15 protein-coding genes and 1 tRNA gene are annotated in these 15,028 nt (G+C 29.5%); 3 read left to right on the top strand and 13 right to left on the bottom strand.

All coding sequences use genetic code 11. The annotated features are described in order from the left end of the window. Window position 1: 1 nt before the first annotated feature. The 5 genes from spoIIAA to HCG76_RS10710 form a co-directional block, all read right to left on the bottom strand. Complete coding sequence (gene spoIIAA / locus HCG76_RS10690; RefSeq protein ID WP_221700729.1) at window positions 2-337, bottom strand: anti-sigma F factor antagonist; 336 nt, start codon at window positions 335-337, stop codon at window positions 2-4. Window positions 338-557: 220 nt separating this feature from the next. Next, window positions 558-2,867 carry an AAA family ATPase gene (locus tag HCG76_RS10695; RefSeq protein WP_221700728.1) on the bottom strand — a complete coding sequence of 770 codons (2,310 nt, stop codon included), beginning with the start codon at window positions 2,865-2,867 and terminating at the stop codon, window positions 558-560. Window positions 2,868-3,045: 178 nt separating this feature from the next. Then, on the bottom strand, window positions 3,046-3,720 hold the full coding sequence (gene deoC / locus HCG76_RS10700; RefSeq protein ID WP_221700727.1) for a deoxyribose-phosphate aldolase: 675 nt from the start codon (window positions 3,718-3,720) through the stop codon (window positions 3,046-3,048). Window positions 3,721-3,841: 121 nt separating this feature from the next. Beyond that, window positions 3,842-4,888, bottom strand: a complete 1,047-nt coding sequence (locus HCG76_RS10705) for a DNA polymerase IV (protein WP_221700726.1) — start codon at window positions 4,886-4,888, stop codon at window positions 3,842-3,844. Window positions 4,889-4,896: 8 nt separating this feature from the next. Further along, window positions 4,897-5,850 (bottom strand): DUF4003 family protein, encoded by a 954-nt coding sequence (locus tag HCG76_RS10710; RefSeq protein ID WP_221700725.1) that lies wholly within the window; start codon window positions 5,848-5,850, stop codon window positions 4,897-4,899. Window positions 5,851-6,111: 261 nt separating this feature from the next. Here HCG76_RS10710 and HCG76_RS10715 point away from each other — a divergent pair, with 261 nt between their 5' ends. Then, on the top strand, window positions 6,112-7,419 hold the full coding sequence (locus HCG76_RS10715; protein ID WP_221700724.1) for an aspartate kinase: 1,308 nt from the start codon (window positions 6,112-6,114) through the stop codon (window positions 7,417-7,419). 111 nt (window positions 7,420-7,530) lie between these two features. Here the strand turns inward: HCG76_RS10715 and HCG76_RS10720 are convergent, their stop codons facing one another. The 5 genes from HCG76_RS10720 to HCG76_RS10735 form a co-directional block, all read right to left on the bottom strand. Continuing rightward, window positions 7,531-7,869, bottom strand: a complete 339-nt coding sequence (locus HCG76_RS10720) for an arsenate reductase family protein (RefSeq protein WP_221700723.1) — start codon at window positions 7,867-7,869, stop codon at window positions 7,531-7,533. 164 nt (window positions 7,870-8,033) lie between these two features. Beyond that, window positions 8,034-8,738, bottom strand: a complete 705-nt coding sequence (locus HCG76_RS10725) for a leucine-rich repeat protein (RefSeq protein WP_221700722.1) — start codon at window positions 8,736-8,738, stop codon at window positions 8,034-8,036. Next, window positions 8,683-8,805 carry a hypothetical protein gene (locus HCG76_RS19085; RefSeq protein ID WP_260458129.1) on the bottom strand — a complete coding sequence of 41 codons (123 nt, stop codon included), beginning with the start codon at window positions 8,803-8,805 and terminating at the stop codon, window positions 8,683-8,685. The genes HCG76_RS10725 and HCG76_RS19085 overlap by 56 nt, the downstream gene beginning before the upstream one ends. Before the next feature lie 238 nt (window positions 8,806-9,043). Continuing rightward, entirely contained in the window at window positions 9,044-10,042 is a 999-nt protein-coding gene (locus tag HCG76_RS10730) for a GGGtGRT protein (protein WP_196001429.1), read from the bottom strand. 21 nt (window positions 10,043-10,063) lie between these two features. Next, complete coding sequence (locus tag HCG76_RS10735) at window positions 10,064-10,756, bottom strand: iron-sulfur cluster assembly scaffold protein (RefSeq protein WP_221700721.1); 693 nt, start codon at window positions 10,754-10,756, stop codon at window positions 10,064-10,066. A 378-nt stretch (window positions 10,757-11,134) separates the two neighbouring features. On the opposite strand from HCG76_RS10735, the gene eno reads away from it, so the two are divergent. Then, on the top strand, window positions 11,135-12,427 hold the full coding sequence (eno, locus tag HCG76_RS10740; protein WP_221700720.1) for a phosphopyruvate hydratase: 1,293 nt from the start codon (window positions 11,135-11,137) through the stop codon (window positions 12,425-12,427). A 130-nt stretch (window positions 12,428-12,557) separates the two neighbouring features. Here the strand turns inward: eno and HCG76_RS10745 are convergent, their stop codons facing one another. After that, on the bottom strand, window positions 12,558-13,376 hold the full coding sequence (locus HCG76_RS10745) for a ZIP family metal transporter (RefSeq protein ID WP_221700719.1): 819 nt from the start codon (window positions 13,374-13,376) through the stop codon (window positions 12,558-12,560). A gap of 211 nt (window positions 13,377-13,587) precedes the next feature. Between HCG76_RS10745 and HCG76_RS10750 the strand changes: the two genes are divergently transcribed. After that, window positions 13,588-13,671 (top strand) — tRNA-Leu (locus HCG76_RS10750). A gap of 87 nt (window positions 13,672-13,758) precedes the next feature. Here HCG76_RS10750 and HCG76_RS10755 read toward each other — a convergent pair. Continuing rightward, window positions 13,759-14,082, bottom strand: a complete 324-nt coding sequence (locus HCG76_RS10755) for a hypothetical protein (protein WP_221700718.1) — start codon at window positions 14,080-14,082, stop codon at window positions 13,759-13,761. Window positions 14,083-14,201: 119 nt separating this feature from the next. After that, a complete protein-coding gene (locus HCG76_RS10760) occupies window positions 14,202-14,834 on the bottom strand; it encodes an MgtC/SapB family protein (RefSeq protein WP_221700717.1) in 633 nt (210 codons plus the stop codon). Between the last annotated feature and the right edge of the window lie 194 nt (window positions 14,835-15,028).

Raw genomic sequence — 15,028 nt, forward strand, 5'->3', positions numbered from 1 at the left:
ATTAAATGTTTGCAAGTGCTTCATTAACATCATTATAAACAGTAATTATTTTGTAAAGACCTGACAATGTGAATACTTTATCTACTCTCTTATTAACATTTGTTATACATACTTTTCCATCTCTGTTTTTAATCTTCTTTAATCTTCCTATAACCACACCTATACCTGAGCTATCCATAAATGTTACTTCTTTAAAATCCATTATTACTTTTTTAATATTGTCTCTTTCTATTCTATCATCTATTTTAACTCTAACCTCTTCTGCACTATGATGATCTAACTCTCCAACAAGAGTAACAACTAATTTATCATCAACTTTATTAAACTTTAAAAACATATTAATCTACTCTAAAGCTAAATACTTAGAGCTCCCTCCCATCTTCCTTCTTTTTCCATAATTTTAACATAATATTTATTTTGTAGTCAATGTATTTTTACCTTTTTATGGATATTATTTAAATCTCATATATAAAAAGTAAAGCAGCTGTAATAAATCAAATAAATACAGCTGCTTTATTAAGCATTTTTAAGAAAATACTTTCTTCATCTTTATTTTACTAATCCTTAATATCTTTACTTTTTTCTTTATATTTCTCTAACTCTATTTGTAAATTTTCATAGAAATTATCTATATTATCTTCTTTATCTAACAAAAGTACCTCAATTGCATCATTTAGATTATTCATTGTATAAATATGAAATTTACCCTCTTCAATTGCTTTTTCTACTTCTGATTTTAATATTATTTCATCCTTATTTCCCTCAGGAATTAATACTCCTTTTCCCTCCACAGTATCTAACATATTACAAACTTTAAAAAATCCCTCAATCTTTTCATTTACTCCACCAATAGGTTGAATATCTCCAAATTGATTAATAGATCCTGTTACTGCAATGCTTTGATTTACTCCTTTCTTACTTAAAGCAGAAAGCACACAAATAATTTCAGCCACAGATGCACTATCACCTTCTACCATTCCATAAGTCTGTTCAAAGCTTAAGTGAAAGTCTACTGGAATATTTTCATAAGGATTTAACAAGTTTGTTAATAATCCTCTTAATATACTTATTGATTTTTCATGAATTTTTCCGCTTAAATTACTTTCCTTTTGGATATCAACTATTCTGCCGGATCCCTTACATGCAACACAGGTAATCCTCATAGGTTTTCCAAAAGTACAATATCCACTATCAAGAACTGCTAATGCATTTATTGCACCTATCTTTCTTCCATTAATATCAATCAATATCTTATTCTCTTCATACATACTCATCATTTCATTTTCTATTAATTCTTCTTCATATGCAACATCTAAAATATCTTCTTCAGTTATTACTAGCCTCTTTTTTTCCTTAGCTAAATTATTAGCTAGTACTAATAATTTGTCTATAGAATCCTCTTCTGCAAGTATTCTATTTCTACTGCTACTTTTTCTACATAAATACTTCAACATTTCACTCATAGCTTCATTATTTAAATTAAACAATTCATTCTTTCTAATCTTATTTTCAATAATATTTTTCAATTCAATAACTGAATCATTATTTACTTTTACTATAGAAGAAAATTCTGCTCTCAGTGGAAATAACTTTTTAAAGTCTTCATCAGAATTGTATAATATATCATAAGTTTCATAATCTCCTATTATAATAACTTTAAATTTAACAGGAATAGGCTGTGGCTTTAATCCATTTATATTTATAAATTCTAAATAACTCTTGTTAGTATCAAAAGATACCATATTTGAAAGTAAAATTTTCTTTAAGTAATAATAACTTAAATTATTTACAGCTAATGAACTTAATCTTAAAATAAGACATCCTTCATTTGCTTTTAAAATTGACCCTGCATTTATTAATGAAATATTAGTTGTATACATTCCGTTATGATTTTCATACTCTATTAACCCTATTAAATTATTCAAATTAGGGTCTTCCTCAAATATTACAGGTGGCGCCGAATTATTAGTATTATCTACAATTACTCGAACATCGTATTTATTTAATATATCATATATTTCACTTTCATCATCCTCTATACTCATTGTGTAACAATTTATTAAATCCTCTTCTATACAAGTAAATAATCTCTCCAAATACTCATAAGAATCATCATCTGTTATAAACTCTAAAAGTGCATTATCCTTCTCATCTTCCATTTGAGTAGCTAAAAACTTTGAATATATTTTCTTTAATTTTTTAATTGATTTAACCTCAATATCCTTTAATTCATCTAAAATACTTTCTGCTTTCTTTTTTAATGTTCCAGCTTTTGCTACTATTACATTTTTATTTTCATCTTCTAAATCATCATACTCTTTTTCTGTCATTGCTTCATCTCCACTTAAAGGTATGAATGCAAATCCTTTGCTAGTAGCTTTAACTTCAAAACCTTCTTCCTTAGCCATCTTAGTTAATTCACTTATATAACTATTCCTTTTATTTTGAATGTCCTCTACTAAATAATCCTTTTCATCATTACTAGAATCACCATAAAAATCATCTACAGCTTCTAAATAGCAATTTTTTATATCATCAACAGTTTCTTTTAACTTTTTACCCTTGCCATTAGCAACAAAAATTGCTTCTGGTTTGTTAACATCCTCTAATGTAACATAACATATATCTCTTGGTGCCTCTAAGTCTTTATACTTTTTCTCTATAAAAGCAGTTAGCTCCTTTAATTTATCCTTTGAAAAGGTATCTATTAAATAAAGATTGTAACCCTCTTTATCTATATTGATTGCCCTCTCAACTTTTTTATAGGCATCATTAAACTCTTTAATACCTTTTGTACTTTTATCAACATCAGTATCTTTTACATCTAGTTTAAACACTATTTCTGATGGAGTTAACTCTTTCTTCATAACCCTCCTATCTAAGGATAGAAACTACTAATATAAGTCGTCTCCCCTTTTTTACAATGATATATATTATATTAATATTCTTATATTATGAATTTAGGCAATATTTTTTTAAAAGTATATTATATTTTAAATATAATAAAAAGGAAGCAGATATATGCTTCCTTTTTATATATTTATTTTAATAATTTGAGTTTGATTTTGTTCCTTCGCAAATAGCAATTGAAGCTGATGCACCTATTCTAGTTGCTCCATTTTCAATCATAGCTAAAGCATCTTCTCTGCTTCTTACTCCACCTGATGCTTTTACTCCCATATCTGGTCCAACAGTTTCTCTCATTAATTTGATATCAGCCGCTGTTGCTCCACCAGTTGAGAATCCAGTTGATGTCTTAACAAAGTCAGCTCCTGCTTCCTTTGATAATTGACAAGCTATAACTTTTTCTTCATCTGTTAAAAGACAACTTTCTATTATTACCTTTGTTAAAGCTTTACCTTCAGCTGCTTCAACAACTGCTTTTATATCATTTTTAACGTATTCTAAATCTCTCTCTTTTAATTTGCCTACGTTAATAACCATATCAACTTCTGCAGCACCCTTTTCAATAACATCTTTTGTTTCAAAGGCCTTAACTTCTGTAGTAGTTGCTCCTAAAGGGAAGCCTATTACAGTACAAACTTCAACATCAGTTCCTTCTAATGCAGTTGCTGCAACTGGAACCATTGATGGATTTATACAAACTGAAGCAAAATTATATTCTACAGCTTCCTTGCAAAGCTTTAAAACTTCCTTCTCTGTTGCTTCTGGTTTTAATATTGTGTGGTCAATCATTTTAGCTATTTGTGCCTTATCCATTATAATACCTCCATTTATTTTGAAATTTTTCTTAAGTAGCCCTTATCTATTATAATTGATGTATCATCTATTGGAAAGATTTTTCTAAACTATTTTACCTATTCTTGAATTATTTCTATAGTTAAAATAATTTTAACTGTTCTATCTTTTCTTCTTTTATGCTAGATACAGTAATTCCTATTAATCTTATTGGACTTATAAACTTCTCATCATTAATAATATCTTTAGCTACCTTATATATAGTATTAAAATCATTAGTATAATAATTTAAGCTTCTACTTCTTGTATGATTTTCAAAATTATTAGTTTTATACTTGAATGTTATAGTTTTTATATATACATTTCTTCTCTTTAATTCATCGCTTAACTCTAAACAAAAACTCTTTACATAATAAAGAATATCTTCAATATCTTCAGTATCAAACTTTAATGTATTTTCTCTCCCATAGGATTTTCTATCTCTGTTAACTCTAACTTCCCTATTATCAATACCTCTAATTCTTTCGTATATATCTATCCCATATTTCCCAAAATAATCCACAAAAAATTCTTTAGATAGCTCATATAAGTCCTCTATTTTAAACATGCCCATATTATTTAGCTTTCTAACAGATTTTTCACCTAGTCCATATATTTTTGATATTGGCAACGGTTTTAATATATCAGGAATCATCTCTTCTGTAATTATCATTATTCCATTTGGCTTATTCCAATCTGATGCAAGTTTCGCTAAAAACTTATTGTATGATATACCAATAGATAATGTTAATCCAACTTCTTCACGCACTCTTCTCTTTATATAATTTGCAGCTTCTAGACCATCATTAAACTTTCCTTCACTTAAGTCTAAATACGCCTCATCTATTGAAAGTGGCTCAATACTTGGAGTGACTTCTTTAAATATTTCAAATACTATATTCGATATTTCCTTATATCTATGATATCTTACCTTTAAATATACACCATGTGGACAAAGCCTTTGTGCAATAAATATTGGCATTGCTGACTTAACTCCAAATTTTCTTGCTTCATAGGAGCAGGTTGATACAACACCTCTCTCACTAACCCCTCCAACTATTACAGGTTTCCCTTTAAGTGAAGGATTATCAACTTGTTCAACTGATGCAAAAAATGCATCCATATCCACATGTAAAATTATTTTGTTCATTACTTCACCTAGTATAATACTTCCTCAAAAATTCCTTTATTTTTACTATTAATAAATGATAATATTCCTTGAGCCAATAATTCATCAATATATCTCTTTTTATCTGTCATTGTACAAAAAGCTGTAATTACTATAGAAATTATAGTTCTAAAACCCTTATCTATATAATATTCATATTCTCCCTCTTCATCACATAAATATTCAATAACACCCTCAACTATATCTACGTTTCTTCTTGGATTATAATTGCTTATTACTCCAAGTAAAGGTAAAAACTGATTAGCTATTTTTATATTTCTCTTTTGAAGCTGCAACATAAATTCCATAGTTCTATACATTTCTCCAGATGAACCATTTAATATAATTGCATTTGCTAGTCCTTGTACTCCATTCTTAGATCTTATATGAGAGTCTGCAATATGATCAAATATATTCTCAATAAAATCATCTACAGTGTCTGCTTGAATATTATTAATAACCCATAAAGTACAAAGCAAGTAATCATCATCATTAGTTATATTGCTATATTTTTCTTTAAGTATTATATACAGTTCTTTTATTTTGCTTATTATATCATTCTTCTCCTTACCTCTACAATATTTACTAATTGTAAATGCTGTTAACGCTAAATATGATCCACTTGAAAATCCTTGTTCCTCTAAATTTTCTATGATTTCATACATATCTTCTATAAGTTCTTCTTCTTTTTCATTATCAACAGTAGCTATTAATAATGAAAGTATATTCAAAGTATCTCCTCTAAATGGAGACATAATTGTTGTATCTGATTTAATTTTTTTTCTTATATCTTTAACTCTTTCAACTGGTATTTCTTTTTCATAGTGCGAAAAAACTAATGATGCAAAATGATTAATTATATCTCCATCATTTCTTAGTTCTTCCTTTGCTAATCTGTAGTTCTCAACTGTCATTTGTATTCTGTCAACCAGAAACTTGTCCATTTATTTACCTCTCCCCATCAAAAAAATATTATTATTTTCTAAAAGTTTAGATTATATTCAATATATATTTTTAATATTAATTTTAAATTCTTCATCTATATTATACTATGGATTTGTGTCATTTTAATAACATTTTGTCTGTTATTTTATAGTAAATATACTCCTTATATTACACTATATAGTTGAGTTTTATGTAATTTATTGCTAATATAGTTATTAAGGTTAATTTTTAACTGTTTTTACACTAAAGGGGGCAAAAAAATGAATTTTATTGTAACAAAATTTGGTGGTAGTTCTTTAGCGGATTCTATTCACTTTAAAAAAGTAAAAAATATTATTGAAAGTAATTGTGATAGAAGATATGTTATTCCATCAGCACCTGGAAAAAGATTCTCTAAGGATTTTAAGGTTACTGATTTGCTTTATCTCTGTCATGCACATGTAAATTCTAGCATTCCGTTAGATGATGTGTTTAAATTAATATGTGAAAGATATCATTCTATTGTTAATGAATTAGATTTAAGCTTAGATTTAGACTATTACTTAAATATTATAAAGAATGATATAGAAAATGGGGCTTCTGCAGACTATACTGCAAGTAGAGGAGAATATCTAAATGGAATAATCCTTGCTAATTATTTAGGTATTGACTTTGTTGATGCAAAAGATGTTATTAAATTTAATAAATATGGTACTTTAAACCTTGAAGAAACCTATAAACTTCTTCAAGACAAGCTATCTAATCATGAAAGAGCAGTTATTCCTGGATTCTATGGCTCTGATGAAAATGGTGAAATAGTTACATTCTCAAGAGGTGGCTCTGATGTAACTGGTGCATTAGTTGCCGCTAGCATAAATGCATGCCTTTATGAAAACTGGACAGATGTTTCTGGATTCTTAATGGCAGATCCTAGAATAGTTGATAACCCTAAAAAAATTAAAACTATAACCTATGGAGAACTTAGAGAATTATCTTATATGGGTGCTTCTGTTTTACATGAAGAGGCTGTATTTCCAGTAAGAAGTTCTGGTATTCCTATTAATATAAGAAATACTAATGAACCTGAAAATGAAGGTACTTTAATTGTAAGCAACAAAACAAAACATGATAATACTATAACTGGTGTTGCTGGTAAACAAAACTTTACTGTTTTATCTATTGAAAAATCTATGATGAATTCAGAGCTTGGATTCTGTAGAAAAGTACTTACTATATTAGAACAAAATGGTGTTTCTTTTGAAAATATGCCATCAGGAATAGATAGCGTTAGTGTTGTAATATCTGATTCAAATCTAAAAAATAAAACAGATATTATAGTTGAAGAAATTAAAAGAGCTTGTAATCCTGACTCTATAGTTGTATACCCTAATATGGCCTTAATTGCAACTGTTGGTACAGGAATGGCTTATTCTAAAGGGGTTGCTGCTAAGATATTTACAGCCCTTTCTGAAGCTGATATTAATATTAGAATGATAGACCAAGGCTCAAGTGAAATAAATGTATTAGTCGGAATAGAAAATGATGATTTTGAAAAAGGAATAAATGCTATTTATAAAGCCTTTAACTAACTTTAAGTTGTACTTTAATCATTATCATAGTTATAAATAAATTGAAAACTTATTTAATTGTAAATGGGTAATGGATAATTGTCCATTATCCATTTTTAATTTTCCATTGATTTATTCCCAACTTTTCCATACTTCTGGAGCATTTCCAACTGTAGCTTCTTTTCCATTTCTAACTATTGGAGTCACATATAAAGATGGATTTTTTAATAGCATGTCTTCTCTAGTTTCAGCACCTCTTATTTTATCCATATTTAATTTCTTATAATCTTTAGAATTTTTATTAATTAAATCTTCAAGACCTATAGCTTTTTTAACACTTTGTAATTCACCTTTGCTAAGTGCTTTTTCTTTTAAATCTATAAATTGATATGAAATTTTTCTTTCCTTAAAAAATCTTTCTGCCTTTTTTGTGTCATTACATTTTTTAGTGCCAAATATTTGTATGTTCATTTGTTAATCTCCCTTTTAATTTACTATTTTTATTATATATTCCCATATTATTTATTTCAACTACTCTTCATTAACACCATTATTTGTTATCTATAATATTACTTTGATAAAATAGAGATACATATTGATTTATTCTCTTATAAATAACATGTACCTCTTTTATTTTACTTTTCTATATTTATATTTACATCACCAGATATGGTATAAGTTACTGGACAAACTTTTACAATAGTAATAACAATGCCATTATTAATACCATAACCACTTTCTGGGATATCTGGAATATCTGGATTATATTCTTCATCTGATAATTTGAAAATATTTTCTTTATATGCTTTCCACATACAATCATTCTTAAATTTATCTATCATAGTTTCTGGTACATATATTTTTATATTATCTGCAACTTGATAAAAGGCATACCTACCTAAATTAGGTAAAGTTAAACTTCTTAAATATACTTCTTCTAGTTTTGTACAATAAGAAAATGCACGTATTCCAATAACTTGTATCTTGCTTTCTTTTTCAAAATAAACCTTACTTAAACTACTACATCCTGCAAATGCACCTATATCTTTTTTATAATCCAAACTATCTATACTAACTACTGATGATGGAATTGTAACTGAAGTAATTGTTTTACAACTTTGAAATCCATTATACTTAATATTAGTTACTGGTAAATTCTTATACTTACTTGGAATAACCAAAACTGAATGTAGTTTTAACCTATCCTTAGCTGAAATTGTATAACTCTTACCATCCTTATTTAATTCAAATATGAAATATGAATTATCACTACTATTACTTTGTTTACCATTTTCTCCTACATATATATTCAGTGTTTTTCCCTTCGCTTGTTTCTCCATTACTCTTATTTAAACTATCTGATATTATTTTATTAATATCACTCCAAAAATCACTATCTAATTTCATCTCTTGTATCTCCTCTTTTAATATTTTACATTTGTTATTTTTTAATATATTACAGTATATTTACGATTTAGATAAAATGTTATCAAATAATTAAAATAGTGAGTAATAACGGAAAATACTTATAAATTTATCTTATATAAAATTTAATAAACAAAAGAGCTTCATGCACAACTTATAAAAGTCATACATGAAGCTCTATTTTTAAAACTTCTTAGTTATAATTAACTTAGATGTTATATTATTTTGCGTGCTCTTCTACAGCAACAGCAACAGCAACTGTCATACCAACCATTGGGTTGTTACCAGCACCGATTAATCCCATCATCTCAACGTGAGCAGGAACTGATGAAGAACCAGCGAATTGAGCGTCTGAGTGCATTCTTCCCATAGTATCTGTCATACCGTAAGAAGCTGGACCTGCAGCCATGTTATCTGGGTGAAGAGTTCTACCAGTACCACCACCTGATGCAACTGAGAAGTACTTCTTACCTAATTCGATACATTCCTTCTTGTATGTTCCAGCAACTGGGTGTTGGAATCTTGTTGGGTTAGTTGAGTTACCAGTGATTGATACGTCAACACCTTCGTGATGCATTATAGCAACACCTTCTCTAACATCGTTTGAACCGTAGCAGTTAACCTTAGCTCTTGGTCCGTTAGAGTAAGCTTTTGAATTAACAACTTCTAACTTACCAGTGAAGAAGTCGAATTTAGTTTCAACGTAAGTGAATCCATTGATTCTTGAAATTATCTTAGCAGCATCTTTTCCAAGACCGTTTAATATAACTCTTAATGGTTCTTTTCTTACTTTGTTAGCTTTTTCAGCTATTTTGATAGCACCTTCAGCAGCAGCGAAAGATTCGTGACCTGCTAAGAATGCGAAACATTTAGTTTCTTCTCTTAAAAGCATAGCTCCTAAGTTACCGTGTCCTAAACCAACTTTTCTGTCATCAGCAACAGAACCTGGGATACAGAAAGCTTGTAACCCTTCTCCGATAGCTTCAGCAGCATCAGCAGCCTTTGTGCAACCTTTCTTTATAGCGATTGCAGCTCCTAAAACGTAAGCCCAAGCAGCATTTTCGAATGCGATTGGTTGAGTTTCTTTAACAATTGTATATGGATCTATTCCGTATGCATCACATACAGCTTTAGCATCTTCTAATGTCTTCATTCCGTATTTTTCTAATACTGGAGTGATTTGTCCTATTCTTCTTTCATAACTTTCAAATAATGCCATGATTAAATTCCTCCTTACAAATTATTCGTGTCTTGGATCGATTAATTTAACAGCGTCAGCAACTCTTCCGTATTGACCTGCAGCTTTTTCTAATGCTTCATTAGCATCCATTCCCTTACCGATCATTTCCATCATTTTTCCTAGGTGAACGAACTTATAACCGATGATTTCATTATCTTCATCTAAAGCGATTTTAGTAATGTATCCTTCAGCCATTTCTAAGTATCTAGGTCCTTTATCAAGAGTTCCGTAAGTAGTACCAACTTGAGATCTTAATCCCTTACCTAAATCTTCTAAACCAGCTCCGATTGGTAATCCACCTTCAGAGAAAGCAGTTTGAGATCTTCCGTATACGATTTGTAAGAATAATTCTCTCATTGCTGTATTTATAGCATCACAAACTAAGTCTGTGTTTAAAGCTTCTAATATAGTTCTTCCTGGTAATATTTCTGAAGCCATAGCAGCTGAGTGAGTCATTCCTGAACATCCAACTGTTTCAACTAATGCTTCTTGGATAACTCCACCTTTAACGTTTAAAGTTAATTTACAAGCTCCTTGTTGAGGTGCACACCAACCTATTCCGTGAGTTAACCCTGAAATATCTGATATTTGTGTAGCTTGTACCCATTTTCCTTCAACTGGAATTGGAGCACATGCATGATTAGCGCCTTTAGCAACAACGCACATTTCTTCAACTTCTTTTGAATACATCATTATATTGATTCCTCCCTAATTAATATTAGTTATAGCTTATCCTAAATACTATGTAATAAATAGGCTGTACTTAACTGGGTCAAGATTTACCCCGCTGGGGATAAATCCATCCTACCTTTATATAATAACAGATGAATCAATCTCTAACAATAAGAAAATGATATTTTTTTATCATATTGCTAAAATTTCTTATAGTTTTTTCAAAATATTGCCTAAAGTAAACATTTAAAAAACGAAATTGATAATTATTATCAATTAGCTTGCCATTTATTTATATAATTTGCTATAATTAAACAAAATATTGATAATGATTTTCAGTTAATATCTGATTTCACTTATCTTTAATATCTGTTTTATATATTAAAGGAGGATTTTAAAATGAAAAATGTTGTAGAAATAATTAATATTGTTGCAAGACAAATTCTTGATTCAAGATGCTTCCCTACTGTAGAAGTTGAAGTTATCCTTGAAGACGGAACTATTGGAAGAGCTGCTGTACCATCAGGTGCTTCAACTGGTATATACGAAGCTGTTGAATTAAGAGATAATAATAAAGATTACTTTATGGGTAAAGGCGTTCAAACTGCTGTAAGAAATGTAAATGAAGTAATTGCTAAGGAATTAGTAGGATATAATGTCTTTGATCAAACTGCTATAGATAAAAAATTAATTGAATTAGATGGAACACATAATAAAGGTACTTTAGGTGCTAATGCTATTTTAGGAGTTTCTTTAGCTGTAGCTCAAGCTGCTTCTAATTTCTTAGGACTTCCTTTATATCAATATGTTGGTGGTGTAAATGCAAAAGTTTTACCTGTTCCAATGATGAACATAATTAATGGTGGTTCTCATGCTGATAACTCTGTTGATTTACAAGAATTCATGGTTATGCCTGTAGGATTTGATTCATTTGATAAGGCTATCCAAGCTTGTGCTGAAGTATATCATTCATTAAAGAAAACTTTAAATGAAAAGAACTACTCAACTGGTGTTGGTGATGAAGGTGGATTTGCTCCAAACTTAAAATCAAATGAAGAGGCTATAGAAGTTATATTAGAAGCTATAACTAAAGCTGGATATGAACCTGGAAAAGAAATGTTCATAGCAATAGATGCTGCATCTTCTGAATACTATAAAGATGGAAAATATGTTTTAGAACATGAAGGAAAAACTTTAACAGCATCAGAAATGGTTGACTTCTTAGAAGAATGGGTTAACAAATATCCTATTATCTCTATTGAAGATGGTATGGCTGAAGAAGACTGGGAAGGATGGAAGCTATTAACTGAAAGACTTGGCAGTAAAGTTCAATTAGTTGGTGATGACTTATTTGTAACTAACACTTCAAGATTATCAGAAGGTATTCAAAGAGGTGTTGGTAACTCAATATTAATTAAGTTAAACCAAATTGGTACTTTAACTGAAACTTTAAATGCTATCGAAATGGCTAATAGAGCTGGATATACTGCTGTTATTTCTCATAGATCAGGTGAAACAGAAGATACTACTATAGCAGATTTAGTTGTTGCTGTTAACGCTGGTCAAATTAAAACTGGTGCACCTGCAAGATCAGAAAGAGTTGCTAAATATAATCAACTTATAAGAATATCTGAAGAATTAGGTGAAGTTGCTGAATATAGAGGAAGACAAGCTTTCTTTAATATTAAATAATTATATTAATAAAATAAATATTCTTTAAAAATCCAACTATCAAAACTACCTTTTTTATAAATCTATGTAATTAGGATGATACACATTCATATTGATAAGTGTCATCCTTTTACTCTTTGTTTATTCATTCTTATCCTAACGCTACATCTAAGATCATCATTGTTATAAATCCTAATATTAAACCAATTGTTGTTAAAGCCTTATTTTCAATTGAGGCCTCTGGCAATAACTCTGAACCAACAACTGAAACCATAGCTCCTGCTGAAAATGCTAAGAAAAATGGGAGCATACTTCTAACGCTTATAGCTGCTATTGCTCCTAAAACTCCTGCTATCGGTTCAACAATACCTGATGCCTGTCCGTAAAAAAAGCTTTTTCCCCTCGAGATCCCTTCTCTTCTTAATGGTAAAGAAACCGCAGCTCCCTCTGGGAAATTTTGAAGCCCAATTCCTAAAGCTAAACTTATAGCTGCCCCTATTGACGCTGATGGTATTCCCGCTGCTACACCTCCAAAGGCAACTCCTACAGCTAATCCTTCTGGTATATTATGAAGGGTTACCGCAACAACTAGCAATATACTCTTTTTATACCTTTGTACTACAGAATCTTTTGCAATCTCATCATTTTCTGTAATTACACCATAAGAATATTTATCCATCATTTTATCAGCTAATATAATAAATATTCCACCTGCAAAAAATCCTAAAGCTGGCAATATTATTTGACTATATCCTAATTCCGAGCATAACTCTATAGCAGGATTCAATAAGGACCAAAAACTAGCTGCTACCATAACTCCAGCTCCAAATCCAAGCATACAATTTAAAACTCTTCTATCAACTGTTTTAAAGAAAAATACTAAACATGCACCTAGTGCTGTTATTGCCCATGTAAATATTGTGGCAACTAGTCCTTGCATTACTGGACTTAAACTCATAAACCACTCCATACCTTTGTTTTCCTTTCTATATGCATAGTTCTATCGTTATATATAAACAATATATGATAAAAAGCTACATCCTGTTCTTAATAATTTTATATAGTGACATATTCCAAACATTCTTAATACATAATTTTCAAATTTAAGTTTCCACTTTTTACAATTAAATTTTATTGACATAATCTCTTCTACATGTTACCATTATTAATATATTAAATATGTCGGCATGGCGGAACTGGCAGACGCACATGACTCAAAATCATGCGGTTTTACCGTGTGGGTTCGATTCCCACTGCCGGCACCATTTATATATCTAACAAGTTAAAAGCCTTGATATTACTCGTTTCCGTAATATCAAGGCTTTTGATTTTTATAAATTTATTACTCTTATTTAACTTGCCTTTTCGTAATTAATTGCAACTTCCCCTTCTCCAATAATACAAATTGTATAGTCTTTATCAAGATCTTTTAATTTTACTTCTTCATTTAAAATCAATTTTATATATAGAACTACATTTTGATTTGGTTCTATAACAAGAAAAGTTGTTTGTTCCCCTTTTATCAATCTTACATTCGCATTGAACACTCCACTTTCTTCAAATTTATATATCCCTTGTGTATATACATTAGAATTTGGAGTTACATAAGCTTTAGTATTAATAGGAGTTATTAAAATAAACATTATAATTGTTAATGCTACGAATCTCAATTTCACTTTATCACCTCATATATTATGGTAAACAAAAATAATTTAAATTATTCTTATATAAATACATCCTACTGATAATTATAAAATAAAAACTATATAATCCTTGCTTTATAATTTATCTTTTATCAATTAATCTCCTGCATAAAAATAACTTCATTTTTATTATTAATAGATTCTATAAAATCATTATGACAAACTTCCCTTGGTATCTTAAGTCCTAATAAAATTCCAATTAAATCATTAGATGACACATTATTATTACTTATCTCTATATCACTTATTCTTACATTTTTGCTCTGTATATCTACTAATAATTTAGATGCAGCACTAGTTGAATCAACTAAAATATATAAGGTTATATTCCTAGATTTATTATTAATTCTTTTATCAATCTTTGCAAGAGCTACAGTAACTCCAGAAATGAATATACATCCTATAATAGCTCCCGAATAAAACCCTGCACCTATAGCTAGTCCCATGCAAGCTGATGCCCAAAGGCCTGCCGCTGTAGTTAAGCCCCTAACTTTATTCTTACCTGTAACTATAATAGTTCCTGCACCTAAAAACCCAATACCACTTATGACTTGAGCTCCAAGTCTAGTTGGATCACTAGATGTACTATATTCTTTACACACGTAAATATTTGTTATCATTGCAAGAGTTGCTCCAATAGATACAAGTATATGAGTTCTAAGTCCAGCAGGTCTTCTCTCTCTTTCTCTACCATATCCAATTATTCCACCAAAAATAACTGCCATAGTAAGCCTTAAAAAAATTGAAATAAAATTTAGTTCTTCTAAGTATGTAACTATATTATTTATCCCATAAAAAACACCCCCACTTTATAATATTACCTTTAAATCATCTATATTAATAAAAGGGGCTGTATCAAAATAACTTTTGATACTAGCCGAATAAGAAAGGGAGGATTCGAATTCGAATCCTCCCTTTT

This window comes from Clostridium sp. K13 (assembly GCF_019734195.1).
Taxonomy (GTDB): domain Bacteria; phylum Bacillota; class Clostridia; order Clostridiales; family Clostridiaceae; genus Clostridium.

Bases quoted from the DNA above. Each gene is read 5' to 3' on its own strand.
- spoIIAA (WP_221700729.1), bottom strand. From the start codon at position 337: ATGTTTTTAAAGTTTAATAAAGTTGATGATAAATTAGTTGTTACTCTT.
- HCG76_RS10695 (WP_221700728.1), bottom strand. From the start codon at position 2,867: ATGAAGAAAGAGTTAACTCCATCAGAAATAGTGTTTAAACTAGATGTA.
- deoC (WP_221700727.1), bottom strand. From the start codon at position 3,720: ATGGATAAGGCACAAATAGCTAAAATGATTGACCACACAATATTAAAA.
- HCG76_RS10705 (WP_221700726.1), bottom strand. From the start codon at position 4,888: ATGAACAAAATAATTTTACATGTGGATATGGATGCATTTTTTGCATCA.
- HCG76_RS10710 (WP_221700725.1), bottom strand. From the start codon at position 5,850: ATGGACAAGTTTCTGGTTGACAGAATACAAATGACAGTTGAGAACTAC.
- HCG76_RS10715 (WP_221700724.1), top strand. From the start codon at position 6,112: ATGAATTTTATTGTAACAAAATTTGGTGGTAGTTCTTTAGCGGATTCT.
- HCG76_RS10720 (WP_221700723.1), bottom strand. From the start codon at position 7,869: ATGAACATACAAATATTTGGCACTAAAAAATGTAATGACACAAAAAAG.
- HCG76_RS10725 (WP_221700722.1), bottom strand. From the start codon at position 8,738: ATGGAGAAACAAGCGAAGGGAAAAACACTGAATATATATGTAGGAGAA.
- HCG76_RS19085 (WP_260458129.1), bottom strand. From the start codon at position 8,805: ATGAAATTAGATAGTGATTTTTGGAGTGATATTAATAAAATAATATCA.
- HCG76_RS10730 (WP_196001429.1), bottom strand. From the start codon at position 10,042: ATGGCATTATTTGAAAGTTATGAAAGAAGAATAGGACAAATCACTCCA.
- HCG76_RS10735 (WP_221700721.1), bottom strand. From the start codon at position 10,756: ATGATGTATTCAAAAGAAGTTGAAGAAATGTGCGTTGTTGCTAAAGGC.
- eno (WP_221700720.1), top strand. From the start codon at position 11,135: ATGAAAAATGTTGTAGAAATAATTAATATTGTTGCAAGACAAATTCTT.
- HCG76_RS10745 (WP_221700719.1), bottom strand. From the start codon at position 13,376: ATGGAGTGGTTTATGAGTTTAAGTCCAGTAATGCAAGGACTAGTTGCC.
- HCG76_RS10760 (WP_221700717.1), bottom strand. From the start codon at position 14,834: ATGGCAGTTATTTTTGGTGGAATAATTGGATATGGTAGAGAAAGAGAG.